Annotated in this window: 20 protein-coding genes and 1 pseudogene; 9 read left to right on the top strand and 12 right to left on the bottom strand. The window is 60.3% G+C overall.

The window, feature by feature from the left end; genetic code table 11:
• Nucleotides 1-104 precede the first annotated feature (104 nt).
• Genes JL39_RS07760 through JL39_RS07750 form a run of 3 tightly spaced genes read left to right on the top strand, consistent with a single transcriptional unit; the run spans nucleotide 105 to nucleotide 1,776 of the window.
• On the top strand, nucleotides 105-605 hold the full coding sequence (locus JL39_RS07760; protein ID WP_037147997.1) for a YbjN domain-containing protein: 501 nt from the start codon (nucleotides 105-107) through the stop codon (nucleotides 603-605).
• Nucleotides 605-1,423: a pyrroline-5-carboxylate reductase gene (proC, locus tag JL39_RS07755; protein ID WP_037147996.1), complete on the top strand. Its 819-nt coding sequence runs from the start codon at nucleotides 605-607 to the stop codon at nucleotides 1,421-1,423. Before JL39_RS07760 ends, proC begins: the two co-directional genes overlap by 1 nt.
• A gap of 11 nt (nucleotides 1,424-1,434) precedes the next feature.
• The gene (locus JL39_RS07750; protein WP_037147995.1) at nucleotides 1,435-1,776 is read left to right on the top strand and encodes a tRNA-binding protein; all 342 of its coding nucleotides are present in this window, start codon (nucleotides 1,435-1,437) and stop codon (nucleotides 1,774-1,776) included.
• Between the two features lie 23 nt (nucleotides 1,777-1,799).
• Here the strand turns inward: JL39_RS07750 and JL39_RS07745 are convergent, their stop codons facing one another.
• The 5 genes from JL39_RS07745 to JL39_RS07725 form a co-directional block, all read right to left on the bottom strand.
• Nucleotides 1,800-2,381: a DUF1349 domain-containing protein gene (locus JL39_RS07745; RefSeq protein WP_037147994.1), complete on the bottom strand. Its 582-nt coding sequence runs from the start codon at nucleotides 2,379-2,381 to the stop codon at nucleotides 1,800-1,802.
• A 13-nt stretch (nucleotides 2,382-2,394) separates the two neighbouring features.
• Nucleotides 2,395-3,774 (bottom strand): ATP-binding protein, encoded by a 1,380-nt coding sequence (locus JL39_RS07740; protein ID WP_037147993.1) that lies wholly within the window; start codon nucleotides 3,772-3,774, stop codon nucleotides 2,395-2,397.
• Nucleotides 3,775-3,801: 27 nt separating this feature from the next.
• A complete protein-coding gene (locus tag JL39_RS07735) occupies nucleotides 3,802-4,500 on the bottom strand; it encodes a response regulator transcription factor (RefSeq protein WP_037147992.1) in 699 nt (232 codons plus the stop codon).
• A gap of 36 nt (nucleotides 4,501-4,536) precedes the next feature.
• Nucleotides 4,537-5,013: a MarR family transcriptional regulator gene (locus JL39_RS07730; RefSeq protein WP_152601084.1), complete on the bottom strand. Its 477-nt coding sequence runs from the start codon at nucleotides 5,011-5,013 to the stop codon at nucleotides 4,537-4,539.
• 228 nt (nucleotides 5,014-5,241) lie between these two features.
• Nucleotides 5,242-5,871, bottom strand: a complete 630-nt coding sequence (locus JL39_RS07725; RefSeq protein WP_037147990.1) for a DUF1236 domain-containing protein — start codon at nucleotides 5,869-5,871, stop codon at nucleotides 5,242-5,244.
• 167 nt (nucleotides 5,872-6,038) lie between these two features.
• Between JL39_RS07725 and JL39_RS07720 the strand changes: the two genes are divergently transcribed.
• A complete protein-coding gene (locus JL39_RS07720) occupies nucleotides 6,039-6,242 on the top strand; it encodes a hypothetical protein (protein ID WP_037147989.1) in 204 nt (67 codons plus the stop codon).
• Between the two features lie 173 nt (nucleotides 6,243-6,415).
• Nucleotides 6,416-7,063 (top strand): MBL fold metallo-hydrolase, encoded by a 648-nt coding sequence (locus JL39_RS07715; protein ID WP_037147988.1) that lies wholly within the window; start codon nucleotides 6,416-6,418, stop codon nucleotides 7,061-7,063.
• 79 nt (nucleotides 7,064-7,142) lie between these two features.
• Here the strand turns inward: JL39_RS07715 and JL39_RS07710 are convergent, their stop codons facing one another.
• A complete protein-coding gene (locus JL39_RS07710) occupies nucleotides 7,143-7,358 on the bottom strand; it encodes a cold-shock protein (RefSeq protein WP_003494703.1) in 216 nt (71 codons plus the stop codon).
• Nucleotides 7,359-7,887: 529 nt separating this feature from the next.
• On the bottom strand, nucleotides 7,888-8,829 hold the full coding sequence (locus tag JL39_RS07705; protein WP_037147987.1) for an EAL domain-containing protein: 942 nt from the start codon (nucleotides 8,827-8,829) through the stop codon (nucleotides 7,888-7,890).
• Nucleotides 8,830-9,039: 210 nt separating this feature from the next.
• Here JL39_RS07705 and JL39_RS07700 point away from each other — a divergent pair, with 210 nt between their 5' ends.
• The 3 genes and pseudogenes from JL39_RS07700 to JL39_RS30870 all read left to right on the top strand — a co-directional run.
• Nucleotides 9,040-10,242: a pyridoxal phosphate-dependent aminotransferase gene (locus JL39_RS07700; protein ID WP_037147986.1), complete on the top strand. Its 1,203-nt coding sequence runs from the start codon at nucleotides 9,040-9,042 to the stop codon at nucleotides 10,240-10,242.
• A gap of 101 nt (nucleotides 10,243-10,343) precedes the next feature.
• Nucleotides 10,344-10,616, top strand: coding sequence for a type II toxin-antitoxin system prevent-host-death family antitoxin (locus JL39_RS07695; protein ID WP_037147984.1), 273 nt, complete (start codon nucleotides 10,344-10,346; stop codon nucleotides 10,614-10,616).
• Nucleotides 10,613-10,999: pseudogene (locus JL39_RS30870) on the top strand (type II toxin-antitoxin system VapC family toxin); the annotation flags it as partial. The gene JL39_RS07695 and the pseudogene JL39_RS30870, both read left to right, overlap by 4 nt.
• Before the next feature lie 39 nt (nucleotides 11,000-11,038).
• Here the strand turns inward: JL39_RS30870 and JL39_RS07685 are convergent.
• The 4 genes from JL39_RS07685 to JL39_RS07670 form a co-directional block, all read right to left on the bottom strand.
• Nucleotides 11,039-12,265, bottom strand: a complete 1,227-nt coding sequence (locus tag JL39_RS07685; RefSeq protein WP_037147979.1) for a PQQ-dependent sugar dehydrogenase — start codon at nucleotides 12,263-12,265, stop codon at nucleotides 11,039-11,041.
• A gap of 232 nt (nucleotides 12,266-12,497) precedes the next feature.
• Nucleotides 12,498-12,908, bottom strand: coding sequence for a DUF3597 domain-containing protein (locus JL39_RS07680; RefSeq protein WP_037147977.1), 411 nt, complete (start codon nucleotides 12,906-12,908; stop codon nucleotides 12,498-12,500).
• Between the two features lie 105 nt (nucleotides 12,909-13,013).
• Nucleotides 13,014-14,129: a 5-methyltetrahydropteroyltriglutamate--homocysteine S-methyltransferase gene (locus JL39_RS07675; RefSeq protein WP_081952745.1), complete on the bottom strand. Its 1,116-nt coding sequence runs from the start codon at nucleotides 14,127-14,129 to the stop codon at nucleotides 13,014-13,016.
• Nucleotides 14,130-14,296: 167 nt separating this feature from the next.
• On the bottom strand, nucleotides 14,297-15,412 hold the full coding sequence (locus tag JL39_RS07670; RefSeq protein WP_037147974.1) for a calcium:proton antiporter: 1,116 nt from the start codon (nucleotides 15,410-15,412) through the stop codon (nucleotides 14,297-14,299).
• Between the two features lie 209 nt (nucleotides 15,413-15,621).
• Here JL39_RS07670 and JL39_RS07665 point away from each other — a divergent pair, with 209 nt between their 5' ends.
• Nucleotides 15,622-15,885, top strand: coding sequence for a DUF2188 domain-containing protein (locus JL39_RS07665; protein ID WP_037147972.1), 264 nt, complete (start codon nucleotides 15,622-15,624; stop codon nucleotides 15,883-15,885).
• Between the two features lie 15 nt (nucleotides 15,886-15,900).
• Here JL39_RS07665 and JL39_RS07660 read toward each other — a convergent pair whose 3' ends face one another.
• Entirely contained in the window at nucleotides 15,901-16,809 is a 909-nt protein-coding gene (locus tag JL39_RS07660) for a LysR family transcriptional regulator (RefSeq protein ID WP_037147970.1), read from the bottom strand.
• Nucleotides 16,810-16,854: the final 45 nt, after the last annotated feature.

Genomic DNA, 16,854 nt, shown 5'->3' with positions numbered 1-16,854 from the left:
CTGGAGATGTCGGGCGATCATCGAACGTGTTGTTCCCGGTCATTGTTCGCGTGTTTTGGCGTTTTCGCACGAATCCGCAATCATCCCGGTCAAGAAGGTGCCGCATGAGCCTTATGGAATTGGAAATCGAACGTCAGTCGAATCCGGTCGACATGATCGAGTTCGTCGCAGCCTCGAACGACTGGACGTTCGAACGGTCGGGCGAAGATGAAATCGCCATGACCGTGGAAGGGCGCTGGGCCGACTACCACGTTTCCTTCTCCTGGATGGAAGAATTCGAGGCACTGCATCTGGCTTGCGCCTTCGATATCAAGATTCCCGACATACGGGTCAATGAAGTCATCCGTCTGCTCTCGCATATCAACGGGCAGGTGCTGATGGGCCATTTCGACCTGTGGCGTCAGGAAGACGTCATCATCTTCCGGCAATCTTTGCTGCTGGCCGGCGGTGCGGAGCCGAACAACCAGCAGGTGGAAGTGCTGCTGTCGAGCGCGCTCGAAGCCTGCGAGGCCTATTATCAGGCCTTCCAGTTTGTCGTATGGTCGGGCATGGAAGCGAAAGCGGCCATGGATGCCGTTCTGTTTGAAACCGTAGGCGAAGCCTGATGACCGTGGTCCAGCTCGGATCGATCCTTCTCATCGGCGCCGGCAACATGGGCGGCGCGATGCTTTCCGGCTGGCTGAAGAACGGCGTGCCCGGCGCTTCCGTCACGGTTGTCGATCCGTCGCCGTCGGAGGCGATGAAGGCGATCATTTCCGATGCCGGCGCGCGTCATTTCACCGCCCTGCCGGAAAGGTTTTCGGCCGATATCCTGTTCCTTGCAGTCAAGCCGCAATTGATGGATGCGGTCCTGCCGCCGTTGAAGCCGGCTGTCGGTCCGGGGACAGTCGTGGTCTCCGTCGCTGCCGGCAAGACACTGTCCTATCTTCAAAGCCACCTTGGCGATGCGGCGATGGTGCGCGCCATGCCGAATACGCCGGCGATGATCGGCCGCGGCGTTACCGGTGCCTATGCCAATCCCAAGGTCAGCGATGCCCAGCGAGAGGCGGTGCAGTCTCTGCTCAAGGTCAGCGGGCCCGTGGAATGGGTGTCGAGCGAAGCGGATATCGATGCAGTGACCGCCGTTTCTGGCAGCGGTCCGGCCTATGTGTTCTATCTCGTGGAGTGCATGGCTGAGGCGGGCCGCAAAGCCGGCCTGCCGGCGGACCTCGCCATGCGGCTTGCGCGGGAGACTGTCTCGGGGGCTGGTGAGCTTCTGCACCAGTCCCCCGAAGACGCTTCGAAACTTCGTCAGAACGTCACATCGCCGGGCGGCACGACGGCGGCAGCGCTTGCAGTGCTGATGGCCGAAGACGGCATGCAGCCGCTGTTCGACAAGGCGATCGCCGCGGCCCGCAAGCGGGCGGAAGAACTCGGAAGCTGAGCGAAGGTGTCATGGCAGAAGAGATCACCTACGGCGATTTCGAGAAAGTCGATATCCGCGTCGGAACGATCATCGAGGCGGAGCCGTTTCCGGAAGCCCGCAAGCCGGCGTTCAAGCTGAAGATCGATTTCGGCCCCGAAATCGGCGTCAAGAAATCCTCGGCGCAGATCACGGTGCATTATACGCCGGAGACGCTGGTCGGCCGGCAGGTGCTCGGCGTGGTGAACTTTCCGCCGCGGCAGATCGGCCCGTTCCGCTCCGAGGTGCTGACCCTCGGTTTCGAGGACGAGAAGGGCGCGATCGTGCTTGCCGCCGTCGAACAGCCGGTGCCGAACGGCAAAAGGCTGATGTAGGACGGATCTCGCGCGGCGACCCTTCAGTGAATATCGCGGCTTTTGACGTCGGTCAGGCTGAAGGACCGGAATTCCACCTCGAAACCTTCCCGCTGCGGCGAGCAGAAGGTCATACCGACGGAAAGCTCCGAAAGAGTCGGGGGGAAATAAGCCAGCCGCGCCATCCGCCAATCCGGCCGGCTATCCGTGCGGTATTGGATGAAAAGCGCGTCGCCCATGCGGGTAACGCGGACGAAAATTTCTTCAAAATCCTCATTGAGGCGGAAGGCGGACCAGTCGGAATGACCGTTGGTGACGACTGTGCTGAAATGGCGGGCACCGTCGGTGAATTCGATGCCGCATTTCATCCAGTGCTTTTCGTCATGGCGGAGCATCAGGCCCGCCTGATCGTAGAGTGCTTCATAGCGCCCCACGAAGGATGTCTCTGCGGTGAAATCGCCAAGGCGGTGCCGGTAGAGAAAATGGCCATCGTCATGATGGAAACCGTAATAAGTCTCCTGCCAGAAATCGGTCTCCGGGCCGGAGCGGGCGATCAGCCGGCCGCCGTCTTTGCGGACTTCCGGCGGCGGGTTCAGCCATTGCATGTCGGAAAGATCGACCGGCATCCGTTTCTCCCGTTCAAGCCGGTATCCGCACGACGGCACGCAGGCCGCCCTGTGGGCTTTCGGCAAGTGTGACGTTGCCGCCATGGGCTCGGGCGATGTCGCGGGCGATGGCGAGACCCAGGCCCGTACCGGAAGCATTCAGGTTGCGCGCCTCGTCGAGCCGGTAGAAGGGCTTGAAGACGTCTTCGCGGGCTTCGGGCCGAACGCCGGGACCGTCATCGTCGAGGGTGAGCGTCAGCCATTTGGCGCTATGCCTCGCGTCGACATGCAGATTGTCGGCGTAGCGTTCGCTGTTTGAGACGAGATTTCCGACGAGCCTGGCGAAGGCATTGGGGCGCACTGCGATCTCGTCCTCCCCCTCGATCTCATAGGTCATGGTCTTGCCCTGCAAAGCAAAGTCCGACTGCAGTTTTCCCAGGAGTTCGCTCAGCCGCAGTTCGCCGAAATCTTCCTCGGCCTGGCTTTTGGCGAAGGCCAGATAGCCTTCCAGCATCGACTGCATGTCCTCCACATCCTGGCTCATGCCGGCAAGCTCCGGCTTGTCGCCGGCAAGCGCCAACTGGAGCCGGAAGCGGGTCAGGATGGTCCGGAGATCATGGCTGATGCCGGCAAGCATGGTCGTGCGTTGCTCCATCTGCCGCTCGATCCGCTCGCGCATCTGGATGAAGGCGAGACCGGCGCGGCGGATCTCGTCAGCGCCGCGCGGTGAGAAACCCTCGGTGCTCTGGCCCTTGCCGAAACTTTCGGCAGCCTGCGCGAGCTTCAGGATCGGCCGGATCTGGCCGCGCAGGAAGAGAATGGAAATGCCCACCAGCACCAGGGCAGTGCCGATCATCCAGACCAGGAAGATATGCGTGTTCGAGGCATAGGTGGAGCCGCGGCGGGCAAAGACCCGCAATACGCGGCTGTCGAACTTGATGCGGATCTCGACGAGCCGGCTGTCGCCCACCGTATCGATCCAGAACGGCATCTGGATCTGGCGATTGATCTGATCGGCAAGCACGTTGTCTAGCAGGGAGAAGAAGGGGCGCGGGCGTGGCGGCGGCAACTGGCCGTTTTCTTCCACCGCAATCGTGAGATTGAGAGCGTTGCCGGCAATGCCGGTGATCGCATCGTAATTGCTATCCTGCGGATAACTCTTGATGACTTCGATAATGCTGGCGATGTCCCGGACGGTGCCTTCCGAAAGGCGTTCGGTGACCATGCGCCAGTGCCGTTCCATGAAGACGGCCGCGACCACCGTCTGCAGGAGCAGCATGGGCAGGATGACGATGAGCAGCGAGCGGGTGTAGAGACCGGTCGGCAGGCGCCGTCGCAGCCATCGGGTCAGCGGACGCCAGCCGGGAAGGGTGAACCGGTCCATGTCGCGCTTCAGGGTGTCGAAAAGTGCCATCCTGCCTTCCGTCCGTGCCCCATCGGGCTAGTCGATGCTCAGCCGGTATCCGATGCCGCGCACCGTCTGGAGGTAAACGGGATTGGCCGGATCGTCCTCGATCTTACGCCGCAAACGGTTGATCTGCACGTCGATCGTGCGCTCGCCCACTTCCGCATCATCGCCGATCAGTTCGTGGCGCGGAATTGTATCGCCGGCGCGCAGCGCAAAGAGGAGCATGATCTCCTGCTCGCGGTCGGTCAGCCGGATGGTTTCTGCCGCCCTGCGCAATTCCTTGCGCGGGATGGAGAAAGTAAAAGGGCCGAACATGACCTGCTCGATCTTCGGCGTATCCGGCGAGCTGCTCCGGCGCAGGATGTTATTGATGCGAAGGACGAGTTCGCGAGGATCGAAGGGTTTTGAGAGATAGTCGTCGGCGCCGGCTTCCAGTCCCTCGATGCGGGACTCCATTTCAGCGCGGGCCGTCAGCAGGATGACCGGAGTTGTCTTCTTCTGAAAAAGAGACTGCGTCAGCGATAGGCCGGATTCGCCCGGCATCATGACGTCGAGAATGATGAGATCGAAATGCAGGCCTTCAAGCTTGCGGCGAGCCTCCGCCGCGTCGCCCGCGACAGACACGCGAAATCCCTGTTCCATCAGATAGCGGTTAAGGAGATTACGGATACGGGTATCGTCGTCGACCACGAGAAGGTGGGGTGCGTCGTCGGAAGGAGGCGTTTTCGTCATCGGTCCAGTCCCAACTGAGGGTTATCAGTCCTCAACCTAATCCAACTCGTTTTCGATGGGTTCGAGATTCTCGTCCCGCCCACGCATGCGGCGCAGGAATTCCTTGACCGCGGTCCGCATCTCGGGCGTGAGATCCTCCATCGCGCGAGCGATACGGCGCGATTGCGGCTCGGAAAGGGCGAGCGCCAGTTCGCGTCCGGCAAGCGTCGGGTAGAGCCGCCTCTGCCGCCTGTCCTTGGCCCCCGCCATCTGGCGAATATAGCCGGATTCGATCAGTTGTTTGAGGACGCGCGCAAGGCTCTGCTTGGTGATCTGCAGCGTATCGAGAAGGTCAGTCACCATCATGCCCGGCTGGCGGCAGACAAAATAGACGACGCGGTGATGGGCGCGGCCCATGCCGATCTTGGCAAGGATCGCATCCGGGTCGGATACGAAATCGCGATAGGCGAAGAAAAGCAACTCGATGGTCTCGAAGTCGATCTGGGCTTCGTCAACCACCGGCATCGGCGGCATGACCTTCCTGACGGCTTTTCCCGTCGATGCGCGCGACACTCCCGTTTCCTTTCCCGTCATGGTTCCATGCGATGGCCGAAGCTCTTTCAACACTCAAGCACTGTAGACGCTCGTTCGTCATAAAGCGCGAACAGCTTGAACAATCAACAGCATTTCTTGAAGGACGGATCGGATGGCATGCTCGGGGGGCGGAGGGCGCCAGCCGGGCGGCCCCCTCCGCGATATCGATCATTCGTAGATATGCACGATACGGCGAGTGCCCGGATCGACCAGAACGGGCCGGTCGTTGACGACCACATAGTCGTAGTCATAGTCGGGCACTTCGCGGATGATAACATCGGGCGGCAGTGTCGCCCCAACGACCACTTCATCGCGGACGCGGATCGGGTCGACCGGATGCTGTTCGATATAGCTGATGACGGTATCCGGCGGATCGATCACGTCCACCTCGCCGACCGGGCCAAGCATGATGTCGCCAGGTCCGGGAACCGGAGCAGGCGGAACGCTTGCCGTCGTCTCATAGGTCACGGTCGGCACCTCGTAACGGGTCCGATAGTCCTGGACCACAACCGGTGTGCCGTTATGGCGGATGGTCAGGTATTCGGCGAATACCCAGCCGCGCATGCCGTTGACCTCGATACGGCACCAGTTGCTGCCTTCGAGGCAGCCATCCATCGTCGCCGGGCTGCCGCGGGTGGCAAGTCCGATCTCGGGGTAATCCTGGCCGGGACCGGAGCGGACGACGATGTCCGATGCGGTGGTCGTGGCCATCTGGGCCTGGGCGGGCAAGGCGAGGGCCGAAAGAGCGGCGCCAAGCCCCAGCCACGTCCACTTGGGAAATTTCAACCAACTCGTCATGGAGTTTCTCCTCACGTTGATTGGAGGGAAACCCCCATATGTCCCGCTGGGTTCCGCCAGACCAAACGGATCCTTCAAGCTGTGGCCGGTCGGCCACGATAGGAGAACGTCCGGAACTTTTGAGCGCGATGTCCATTGATCCAGCCACAGACACTGGAGAGAAGCCCATGACCATTCAGCCGACAGCCCGGACTTTTTCCGCTCTTCCGCCCATCAAGATGGAAACGACCGCACCGGTCAATCCGCTCAGGGGTGTTCTGGTGACCGTCTTTGCCCTCAAGATCGTAGTATGTGCTTTCCTGCTTGCGACCGTGTCGCTTGCTCCGCCGGTCTCTGTCGACGCGCGTTTTGCGGCCGTCGCTGACAATTGATTTTTTTGGCTGAAATGTCTTCCGTTTGCCGCTATATCCCCGCTGACATTATCGCTTGAAGCGGGTTACATCTAAACGGATTCATGCAGCGCGCTTCGTCTTCCTGTTTTCCGCATGTCGCTGTCCCGGGATCGGTTCCCACTATCAAGCGACGCGCTTCAAGCCGAGGCATCATGGGCAAGTTACAGGCCGGCATCATCCCGGTTACGCCATTCCAGCAAAATTGCACGATCCTCTTCGATGACGAAACCAGGGAAGGCGTGGTCATCGATCCGGGTGGCGATGTGCCTACGATCCTTCAGGTCGTGAGTGAAAACGGGATAACGCTCAGGGAAATCTGGCTCACGCATGGTCATATCGACCATGCAGGCGGCGCTGACGAATTGCGCGAGGTGCTGGGTATCCCGGTGATCGGGCCGCATGAGGCGGATCTTCCCCTGCTGCAGAAGCTGGAGACCCAGGCCGAAAAATTCGGGGTGAAGATGGCGGTGCGCAACCTTGTGCCCGACCGCTGGCTCAACGAGGGCGACACGGTTTCGTTCGGAGATCATGTATTCGAGGTTTTTCACTGTCCCGGCCATGCTCCGGGGCATGTGATCTACTACAACCGCAATCAGAAATTCCCACATCTCGGCGACGTGCTGTTCAACGGTTCGATCGGGCGCACCGATCTGCCGGGCGGGGATCACGAGACGCTGCTTGCGTCGATCCGCGACAAAGTCCTGCCACTCGGCGATGATGTCGGCTTCATTTGCGGTCATGGTCCCGGTAGCCGGATCGGCGACGAGCGGCGCAACAACCCCTTCCTGCGCGGCCTCTGAGAGGTCTCCGCCAAGGATTACAAAGAAAAAAACCCGGCAAACCTGCCGGGCTTCAACTCGAATAGAAAGCCTCCTAGGCTTAACCAGCGATCTGCAGGTTGACGGCCTTGGGGCCTTTGCCGCGACGATCCGGTTCCGTGTCGAAGCTCACCTTCTGGTTTTCCGACAATCCGGACAGGCCGGAAGCCTGTACGGCAGAGATATGAACAAAGATATCGGCGCCACCATTATCAGGCTTGATGAAGCCGAAGCCCTTGTCGGTATTGAAGAATTTTACAGTGCCAGTTTCGGCCATGCAGCAGGTCCTTTTCTCTCTGTCCGTGTTCAGCGGCGGACAGCATAACAGTGTTGCCCCGAAGGGCGGCGGCAGGCAGCTTTAAGAAAGGGTCCCTGTCTTTACCGCGGTGACCGGCAGGAATAGCTTTGAATATCTCTGCCCCCAGCCTACCGCCCGAAGTCTTCGCGCCTTCGGAGCGCATCATTATAGGTCTTCCCATGCTCGTAAATTGCCCGAACTTGCACAGAGTGCTGTGTTTATCAGAAATTGGCAAGAAAAAGTTTTTTGAACCGGTTCGATGAGGAGAAAGCTGACGTCGGCAAAGATGACTGAGAACACTGGGTTGCGGCCTTTTGTTGACATCCGGAGGAGGAAATCATCGTCGGCAATGCTTTCTTGACCGGCGCCTGCGCCGTTTTTGAGCCAACCGCGGGAAAGGAAGAATTTTTCCGGTCGGCACGCAGAGCGCCTGTCAAGACGGTTTTATGCCGGATTTCAGCCGGCAGACGGCATGAGTTTCAGGAATCCCGTGTATTTTCGGACCGTTTCATTCCGTTGCGGATTGCCGCCGGCCGAAAGTGCGTGCGTGTCTTGCCAATGCGGGTCGGGAAACGGGAGTGGGCGACGGCGCAGGGTGATCGACCGACGGCGTATCTTCATTGCGAGGCGCCGGTGCGCCGGCAAAATCCGCAAGGCTTTCCGGGAAGGTCTCATTGAAGGTTGTCGGTGCAAGTTCCGGCCGGGCGAGCGCGTAACCCTGCATCAGCGGCACGCCGAGCTCCTCGCACAGATCGACCTGCCAGACCTCTTCGAGCGCCTCGAAAATCGGCTCGATGCCTTCGTCCAGCATCTGCCGGACGATGACGCGCAGGAGCGCATAGCCGGCGGAATTGTCGAGGAAGTCACGGACCCAGGAGGCGTCGAACTTAACGTAGTCCGGTTTGACGCGCTTCAGCCGGGCAAGATCGGAATCGCCCGCGCCGTAATCATCGATCGCAACGCGGAAACCTATCGCCCGCATATGTTCGATGAAGGACGCGACGATGTCGTCGGCCACACCGGACTTTTCCGAGATCTCGCAGACGATCCGAGCGGGTCCAAGGCCTGCCTCGTGGCCGGCGAGTTTGATGCGCTCAACCTCCTGGCGCATTTCCTGCGGCGCACGGAAGAGGCCGGGATGAAACTTGACGAAGATCCCCGTCCGTGAACGATTGAGCCGCCCGGTGTTGAGGATGTGGATGGTGCGCAGGATGCTGTCGATATCGGCTATATCGTTGGACGAAACGAGGCGAAAGAATTCGCCCGGCGAGACCGGCTCGTCATGACGCGAAACGCGCACAAGACCTTCGAATGCTTCTATCTCCAGACCGGTGTCGTTCGAGCGGAAAATCGGCTGCAGGGCGGATTGCAGCGTGAAGGGACCGTAGCCGGTGGAAAAGGCCCCGCTTTCGCTGCGCACCAGATTGGCGAAAATGCTTCTCGGCGTCATGCTTGTCGGACTTTTCGTTGCTGATCCCGGTGGTTGTAGCAGCGAAGGGTTACGCGGCTGTAAAGAAGATTTAGAAGGTTTTATCAGCGTCTTTGATGGCTCATATTCAAGCTTTCCGCTTGAAACGGCGTCGTAGTTTAGACATAGAGCTTAGCGGCGGTCTCCTCGCGTGATCCCGCCCTTGTTCAACAGCTCCTCAGGACCCAGATCATGGCCTTTCTCGCCGACGCTCTCTCCCGCATGAAGCCCTCCGCTACCATCGCCGTCGCCCAGAAGGCGCGTGAGTTGCAAGCCAAGGGCCGCAATGTCATCAGCCTGGGGGCGGGCGAGCCGGATTTCGACACGCCGGACAATATCAAACAGGCGGCAATCGATGCCATCAACCGCGGCGAGACCAAATACACGCCGGTATCCGGCATCCCGGCTCTGCGTGAGGCTATCGCCAGGAAGTTCAAGCGTGAAAACGATCTCGACTACGATGCCTCGCAGGTAATCGTCGGGACGGGCGGAAAGCAGATTCTTTTCAACGCGCTGATGTCGACGGTTAACCCCGGCGATGAAGTCATCATCCCGGCGCCCTATTGGGTTTCCTATCCGGAAATGGTCGCCCTTTTTGGCGGAACGAATGTCTTCGTTTCCACCAAGCAGGAAAACAATTTCAAGCTGACGGCGGCTGACCTCGAAGCCGCGATCACGCCGAAGACCAAGTGGCTCATCTTCAACTCGCCGTCGAACCCGTCTGGTGCCGCCTATTCGCATGACGAACTGAAGGCCCTGACGGACGTCCTCGTCAAATATCCGAACGTCTGGATCCTGACGGACGACATGTATGAGCACCTGACCTTCGACGATTTCAAGTTCGCGACGCCGGTTCAGGTCGAGCCCAGGCTTTACGATCGCACGCTGACCATGAACGGCGTATCGAAGGCCTATGCCATGACCGGATGGCGTATCGGCTACGCGGCCGGCCCGAAGGAACTGATCAAGGCCATGGATGCGATCCAGAGCCAGCAGACCTCCGGCACCTCTTCGATCTCGCAGTGGGCTGCCGTCGAGGCGCTCAACGGCCCGCAGGACTTCATCGAGAAGAACAAGAAGATCTTCCAGGGGCGGCGCGACCTCGTCGTTTCCATGCTGAACCAGGCATCCGGTATCTCCTGCCCGGTTCCGGAAGGCGCCTTCTACGTCTATCCGTCCTGTGCGGGCCTTATCGGCAAGACCGCGCCGAGCGGCAAGGTTATGGAAACGGACGAGGATTTCGTCACCGAGCTTCTGGAATCGGAAGGAGTTGCCGTCGTTCACGGCTCCGCCTTCGGTCTCGGCCCGAATTTCCGCATCTCCTATGCAACTTCGGAAACCCTGCTCGAGGAAGCCTGCATGCGCATCCAGCGCTTCTGTGCTGCCTGCAAGTAAAGCCGCGGCCACATTTTAACGACCAGACCCGCCGGCGACGGCGGGTTTTGCATTCGAAGGCTTCTGTTGACGATAGGCGCAGCCGAACATACATTTCTCGTATGAAAACCGTCTCTATTCGCGAAGCTCAGAGCCGTCTCGACGAACTTGCCCAGGATGTGGAGCAAGGCGAGACTGTCATCGTGACGCGCGACGGCAAGCCGGTGTTCGACCTCGTGCCGCATCAAGAGCTGCCGAAGAAGAAAGGCGGGATTGATTTGGATGCGATCCAGGCTCATCTTCGTGCTCGGGGCATTACCAATCCCGTCCCATATATTTCGGATGATTTCGACGATCCGCTGCCGGAAGATTTCCTACTGAGGCCGTTGCCTTGACCAAGCCGTGTCTTCTCGACACGCATATCATTCTAGCTATTTTGCGTGCCGACACGCGTCAACGGTTCCCAAACATAAGCAAGCTCATCAGCGCCGCGGATTTCTCCGGTTTCGTCAGTGTCGCCAGCCTTTGGGAGATCGCGATCAAGTCGCGCCTCGGAAAGCTCGATCCTGGCGTGCCGCTTGAGGACATGCAGATCGTTCTGGAAGGCGGAGGTCTCACCATTCTGCCCATCGGCATTCCGCACGTCATCACCGCCGCCGAGCCGGAACCCGAAACGCGCGATCCCTTCGACCGGCTGCTATTGGCGCAATGCCAGATCGAAGGATTGCAGCTCGTGACGATAGACCGAGCACTCGTCGGGCACCGCCTCGCGTTCAAATTCTACGGAGGCGGCGCGGGAGAGTACCTTGTAGGCCTATCAGCTCTTGGTCAGCCGGAGGATCGTCGATCCACCGCCGCCGCGCCGTTCGGTGACCGCGTAGACTGCGCCGTCTGGACCGACCTTGACATCGCGGATGCGGGCCTGGAGCGGCACGCGCTCCTCGTAGGCGACCTTGTCATCATCCATGTGGACAACGACAACGCCCTGTGCAACGAGCCCGCCGATCAGGAATGCGCCTTTCCATTCCGGGATAAGATCAGCATCGTAATAGGCCATGCCGGATGGCGCGATGACCGGATCCCAATAGTAGACCGGCTGTTCCGTTTCCCTCATGGCGGTGATGCCTTCGCCGATCGGAGCGCCGCTGTAATCGATGCCGTAGGTGACCTCCGGCCAGCCGTAATTCCTGCCGGCTTCCGGCCGGTTCAACTCGTCGCCGCCACGGGGGCCATGCTCGACCGTCCAGAGGCGGCCCTGACCGTCGAGCGTGGCCGACTGCAGGTTCCGGTGACCGTAGGACCAGATTTCCGGCTGTGCGCCCTCGCGGTTGACGAAGGGGTTGTCCGGCAGGGCCTTGCCACTCCTGTCGATGCGGAAGACCTTGCCGAGACCGCTTGAAAGATCCTGCGCCTGGACGCGCGGTTCGGGATCGGAGCGCTCGCCGACGGTGACGTAAAGCTCGTCGTTCGGGCCAAAAACGAGGCGCGAGCCGAAATGCTTGTTGCCGTCGTAGCTCGGCATCTGACGGAAGATGACATTGACGTTTTCCAGTTTGCCGCCGCCGTTATCGTCCGGAACCAGCCTTGCCGAGGCGACCGATGTACCGTTGCCGTCTTCCCGCTCCTCAGAAAAGGAGAAGAAGATCATGCCGGAGGTGGCGAAATCGGGCGCGAGCGCGACATCCAGCAATCCACCCTGGCCGCCGGAAAGGACATCGGGAACACCATTGATCGCCGGCCCGGCTTCGCCTTCTTCCGAGATGATGTGCATGGCGCCTTGCTTGGCGGTTACCAGCATGCGGCCATCGGGCAGGAATTCCATGGCCCAGAGATGCGGCAGGTCTTCCGCAACGACCTCAGGCGCGATCTTCGGCATCTGCGCGGGTTGCGGCGCGCGCGTCTGGCCGGCAAAGGCGGGCCGCTGGTCGGGAGCATTGGGGCGTTTGGTTTCCACAGGCTGGCCGGCCGTCTGGGCAAAGGCCGGCGCCGCGATCAACGCTGCGGAGAGAGCCGAACCGGTCAGGAGAAGGCTGAGGCGTTTCATCGTAAACTCCCTTCAATGAGGCGGCGTTCGCCGCGAAGCCAGAACCGACATTCCGCATGCGGCGAACGCGTGTCGAACGACACCTTCATCTAGGGCGTCTACCCGGAATGATCGCACACGCCCCATTCAAGATAATTTTATCTGGCTCCTGTCGAGCTCTTCGCTTGCCCCTTCACAAGCAAAAAAGCCCGCCAATGCGGCGGGCCTTTCGTCTGATCGTTGTCCCGGAAACTCAGTCGAGAAGGTCGGCAGGAACCTTGCCGCCGTTCTCGGAAAGTTTCTTCATCAGGGCCTTGTGGAGCCACATGTTCATTTCGGCCGAGCCGTCCTTCGCCCCGGCATATCCCAATTCGTCCGCCAGTTCCTTGCGGGCGGAAAGGCTGGAATCAAGATCAAGTGCCTTCATCAGGTCGACGATCGATTTGCGCCAGTCGAGCTTCTGGCCGCTTTTCTTGACGGCGGCGTCCAGAACGGGCGTGACGTCCACCGGCGTCGAGGTGGAGGGAGCAGGGGCCGCCGGTGGTGCCTGCGTAGCTGCCGGAGCCGATTGCGCCGCAGTCGGGGCGGAAGTGGCGGGCGCTGCAGTCTCAGCCGCTTCCGCCCGTCCGAAAATAGCATTCTTGATCTTGTCGAAAATACCCATGTCGTGGTCCCTCGTTGGCTACGTACCAACTAAGAATTATCGCGGAGGATTTTTTTCTCAAGAGGAGGGGCCGCAATCCGTCGCGGGCTGCGGCCGCGTAACTTGTCAGGCCGTGCCCCAGATCATTTCGGCCGTCTTGACGACGAGCTCCAGCTTGCGCTTCTGGTCGTCCTCGGTGATCGAATTGCCTTCCTCGGTCGAGGCAAAGCCGCATTGGGGTGCGATGCCGAGCTGGTCGAGATCGACGTATTTCGAAGCCTCGTCAAAGTGACGGCGGAGCGAATCCAGGCTTTCCAGTTCGCCGGTCTTGGTGGTGATGAAGCCTGGATAGACGCGTTGCTTGCCCTTCTTGAGAAGACTGAGCGGCTGCAGCCCGCCGGCCCGCTCGGTATCGTATTCCATGAAGAACATGTCGACGCCGGTATGGTTGAAGATCGCGTCGGCTGCTGCGTCGTAGCCGCCTTCGGCAGCCCAGGTGGAACGGAAGTTGCCACGGCACATATGCATGCCGATCAGCATGTCCTTCGGACGGTCCTTGATCGCCTCATGCATCATCCATGCGTATTTCTGAATCAGCCAGTCGGGGTCGAAACCTTCTTCCCGCTTCATGGCTCGCTGCTTTTCGTCACCCAGATAGGCGAAGTAGATGTCGTCCATTTGCAGATAGCGGCAGCCGGCTTCGTAGAACTTCTGCACGGCCTTGGCATAGGTCCTGGCGAGATCGGCGAACAGTACCTCGACGTCCTGATATTCGGCAGGATGGATATCCGCCTTCGCGGTGCGGTAGTGAGCGACGCTCGGGCCGGGAATAGAGATCTTCGGCGTAACCTTGGTCACCGAAGCGAGATACTTGAAATGCTCCAGATGCGGGTGATTATCCGGGAAGTCGAGCTTGCCGTTGATGGTCGGGAAGGTCGGCGGCAGCTTGACGCCGTGGAAGGTGACGCCCTTATGCGCTTCGCGGGTGACGAACTCCATCCCGTCGAGCTCACCGAGGAAATCGTAGTGCCAGAAATGGCGGCGCGCTTCGCCGTCGGTGACGACCTTGAGGCCGACGCCTTCCTGCAGCTTCACGAGGTCCTTGATGGCCTCGTCCTCGACAGCCTTCAGCTCGTCGGCGGAAATGCTCTTCTCTTCGTAGAACTTCCTGCGGGCCTCCTTGACGGAAGCGGGGCGCAGGAGCGAACCAACGTGATCGGCTCTATAGGGCGGTGTCGGCATGGGGTCCTCCATTCACGGATATAAGCTGCACTGCCGTGCAGCGGCGAAGGCATGTATACAGGTATGCGCCTTTGAAGGTGAAACAGCACATTTCGCAGGTTGATTCAACGTCTTCTCAACCCGATTCCGTATGCATATGCAAGTTGTTGTTCCGGAATCGCTTTTTGTCAGAGTCCGAGGACCGTCAGCATCACGAACGTGGCGAAAAGCACAAAATGGGTCATGCCCTCGATAGCATTCGTCTGGCCGTCGTTGAGGTTGATCGCCACGGCAACCAGCGTGACGGCCACCATCACCGTCTGGACCGGAGTCATGGCCATGATGAAGGGCTGGCCGCTGTAAAGAGCGATCGCTTCCATCACCGGCACGGTGAGGATGACCGTCGACAGCGAGGCACCCATGGCGATGTTGACGACCGACTGCATGCGGTTGCGGAGCGCAGCACGCAGCGCGGTCAGGATTTCGGGTGCCGCGGAAATGGCCGCGACCACGACCGCCATCAAGGCCGGCGGCGCGCCGGTGCCATCGAGCCCGACGTTCATGAAGGCCGACATGAATTCCGCGAGAAAGCCGATGATCAGGACGCCGAAGAGGATGATGACAATGGAGGCCACAGCCTCCTCCTCCTTGGCTTCCTTCTGCGGGGTGAGCCCCCCTGCTGCCGTTTTCGTGCGGGGATAGCTGTAGCTGAAGAAATAGCTGTGCGTGCCGACCTGCATGCGCAGGAAGAGGGCGTAGAGCGCGATCATCGCGCCGATCGTGAAGGCGGAATAGTAATGCCATTTGGAGGCCGGAATGAACTCCGGCACCACCATGGAGATGCTCATGGCCGTCAGGATCATGACGCTGTAGGTGCGGCTGGAATCGTCGTTATAAGGCTGCTCTCCATGACGAAGCCCGCCGAGCAGGGCGGCAAGGCCGAGGATGCCGTTGATGTCCAGCATGACCGCGGCATAGATCGTGTCGCGTACAAGTGTGGGCGATGTCGTGTTGCCCATCATGATCGCGAGGATCAGCACTTCCACCGCGACGGCTGAAAGCGTCAGGATCATCGTGCCGTAGGGATCGCCGACCTTGTGGGCGAGCACTTCCGCATGGTGGGCGACGCGCGTCGACGCGAGGATGATGACCGCGATCAGTACCACGGCGGCGACCGCCGAGGCGGTTCGGCCGCCGTCCAGGATCGAATGCTCAACGGCATAGGCGATAAAGGCTGCCGCAAGCGCTGCGATGAGGGATCGTTCCTGTTTCAGAAGAGGGAGAAGTCCCACCGGCGGCTCCATGCTTTTGCGGACACAATCTAACGCGGCGGCTTGCGGCATCAAGGAGGTTCGTTTTTCTCTTCAAGGATTTGCGACAGCCGCGCTTTGATGCCATAATTTAATATGTGGCCTGGAACTTCGGGGCACCTCTTTTGCTTCTTTACCCCGATACCGCGTCTGGAGACGGATCCGGAGAGATCGTTGTGGCCATGAAAGGACAAGGAGGAAGAATGACCAAGATCGTCTACAAGGTCGTACAGCACGACGGCGGCTGGGCATATCGTCAGGGTGACGTCTATTCGGAAACTTTCCCTACGCATTCAGATGCCCTGCAGGCAGCCCGTATCGTGGCTGCAGAACAGCAGGTTGGCGGCGAACCGGAGGAGATCAGCTGGCAGGACGAAAAGGGCGTCTGGCACACCGAATACAGCGAGGGCGGTGATCGCCCGGAAGCCGAGGTCGTGGATGGGGACGAGGGCGCCGACGCCCGCTGATGCCGGTCAAGGCCGTCAGTTGCGGGCGTACTTCAGAAGGCCTTTCACGAGTGCGTCGAAGGTAACGCGCCAGCGCGGTGAGGATTTCAGGTTCTCGTGCATGGCGACCCAGGTGTCGAGCGGCAGTTGAAAGATATCCGGCAGGACCCGGACGAGATCCGGATCGCGCCGGGCGATGCCGACCTGGCAGATGCCGATGCCCGCGCCGGCCCGGATCGCCGCAAGCTGGGCGAGGTTGCTGTCGGCGCGATAGCTCCAGCGGACGCGTTCCAGATCCGGAAAGGCCGGGGCGCTGGTGCGGATGCGGTCCGCCGCCGCGCGGACAAAGGCCGAGCGACGATCGAAGCCGATCAGCCGATGGGTCAGAAGTCCTTCCGCATTTTCCGGAGGTCCGTGCCGCTCCAAATAGCGGCGATGAGCATAGAGCCCGAGCGGAATGTCTCCGATATGACGGGCGACGAGCGCTTCCTGAGCCGGGCTCGTCATGCGCACGGCGATATCCGCCTCGCGCTTCAGAAGATCCTCCAATGAGTCCGAAAGTGAGAGTTCCAGTTCGAGGCCTGGATGTTCGTCCTGAAGCGCCGCGAGAATTGGCGGCAGGACTTCCACGCCGACCACGTCGCTGGCGCTGATCCTGACCGTGCCTCGTATGGCGCCGAATTCACCCGACGCGAGCCGCTGCATGGCAGCCGTCGTGGCGGCTAGGTTCTCGGCATAGGGTTTCAACGCCAGCGCCGGATCGGTAGGCAAAAGACCCTGTTGCGAGCGGGTGAAGAGCTGGTAGCCGACCGCCTGTTCCAGGGCGTCGATATGCCGGCCGACGGTGGGTTGGGTGAGGCCGAGTTCGCGTGCCGCCGCTGAAAGCGAGCCCAAGCGCAGCACGGCGAGGAAGGTTCGGTAGAAATCCCAGCTGATGTCATTCATTTTTGTATGGATGCCAAAAAGTTTCCGCCAATTCCGTATAGTGCG

Origin of the sequence: Rhizobium sp. YS-1r (assembly GCF_000757525.1) — a bacterium.
Taxonomy (GTDB): domain Bacteria; phylum Pseudomonadota; class Alphaproteobacteria; order Rhizobiales; family Rhizobiaceae; genus Neorhizobium; species Neorhizobium petrolearium.
Note: the sequence above shows the minus strand (reverse complement) of the source record. Positions and strands in the feature narration are given on the sequence as shown.

What these genes read in the sequence shown, in the direction of transcription:
- JL39_RS07675 (WP_081952745.1), bottom strand. Translation starts at nt 14,129, where the DNA reads ATGCCGACACCGCCCTATAGAGCCGATCACGTTGGTTCGCTCCTGCGC.
- JL39_RS07740 (WP_037147993.1), bottom strand. Translation starts at nt 3,774, where the DNA reads ATGGCACTTTTCGACACCCTGAAGCGCGACATGGACCGGTTCACCCTT.
- JL39_RS07725 (WP_037147990.1), bottom strand. Translation starts at nt 5,871, where the DNA reads ATGACGAGTTGGTTGAAATTTCCCAAGTGGACGTGGCTGGGGCTTGGC.
- JL39_RS07750 (WP_037147995.1), top strand. Translation starts at nt 1,435, where the DNA reads ATGGCAGAAGAGATCACCTACGGCGATTTCGAGAAAGTCGATATCCGC.
- JL39_RS07665 (WP_037147972.1), top strand. Translation starts at nt 15,622, where the DNA reads ATGACCAAGATCGTCTACAAGGTCGTACAGCACGACGGCGGCTGGGCA.
- JL39_RS07715 (WP_037147988.1), top strand. Translation starts at nt 6,416, where the DNA reads ATGGGCAAGTTACAGGCCGGCATCATCCCGGTTACGCCATTCCAGCAA.
- JL39_RS07760 (WP_037147997.1), top strand. Translation starts at nt 105, where the DNA reads ATGAGCCTTATGGAATTGGAAATCGAACGTCAGTCGAATCCGGTCGAC.
- JL39_RS07745 (WP_037147994.1), bottom strand. Translation starts at nt 2,381, where the DNA reads ATGCCGGTCGATCTTTCCGACATGCAATGGCTGAACCCGCCGCCGGAA.
- proC (WP_037147996.1), top strand. Translation starts at nt 605, where the DNA reads ATGACCGTGGTCCAGCTCGGATCGATCCTTCTCATCGGCGCCGGCAAC.
- JL39_RS07680 (WP_037147977.1), bottom strand. Translation starts at nt 12,908, where the DNA reads ATGGGTATTTTCGACAAGATCAAGAATGCTATTTTCGGACGGGCGGAA.
- JL39_RS07700 (WP_037147986.1), top strand. Translation starts at nt 9,040, where the DNA reads ATGGCCTTTCTCGCCGACGCTCTCTCCCGCATGAAGCCCTCCGCTACC.
- JL39_RS07730 (WP_152601084.1), bottom strand. Translation starts at nt 5,013, where the DNA reads ATGCCGCCGATGCCGGTGGTTGACGAAGCCCAGATCGACTTCGAGACC.
- JL39_RS07695 (WP_037147984.1), top strand. Translation starts at nt 10,344, where the DNA reads ATGAAAACCGTCTCTATTCGCGAAGCTCAGAGCCGTCTCGACGAACTT.
- JL39_RS07735 (WP_037147992.1), bottom strand. Translation starts at nt 4,500, where the DNA reads ATGACGAAAACGCCTCCTTCCGACGACGCACCCCACCTTCTCGTGGTC.
- JL39_RS07720 (WP_037147989.1), top strand. Translation starts at nt 6,039, where the DNA reads ATGACCATTCAGCCGACAGCCCGGACTTTTTCCGCTCTTCCGCCCATC.
- JL39_RS07670 (WP_037147974.1), bottom strand. Translation starts at nt 15,412, where the DNA reads ATGGAGCCGCCGGTGGGACTTCTCCCTCTTCTGAAACAGGAACGATCC.
- JL39_RS07660 (WP_037147970.1), bottom strand. Translation starts at nt 16,809, where the DNA reads ATGAATGACATCAGCTGGGATTTCTACCGAACCTTCCTCGCCGTGCTG.
- JL39_RS07705 (WP_037147987.1), bottom strand. Translation starts at nt 8,829, where the DNA reads ATGACGCCGAGAAGCATTTTCGCCAATCTGGTGCGCAGCGAAAGCGGG.
- JL39_RS07685 (WP_037147979.1), bottom strand. Translation starts at nt 12,265, where the DNA reads ATGAAACGCCTCAGCCTTCTCCTGACCGGTTCGGCTCTCTCCGCAGCG.
- JL39_RS07710 (WP_003494703.1), bottom strand. Translation starts at nt 7,358, where the DNA reads ATGGCCGAAACTGGCACTGTAAAATTCTTCAATACCGACAAGGGCTTC.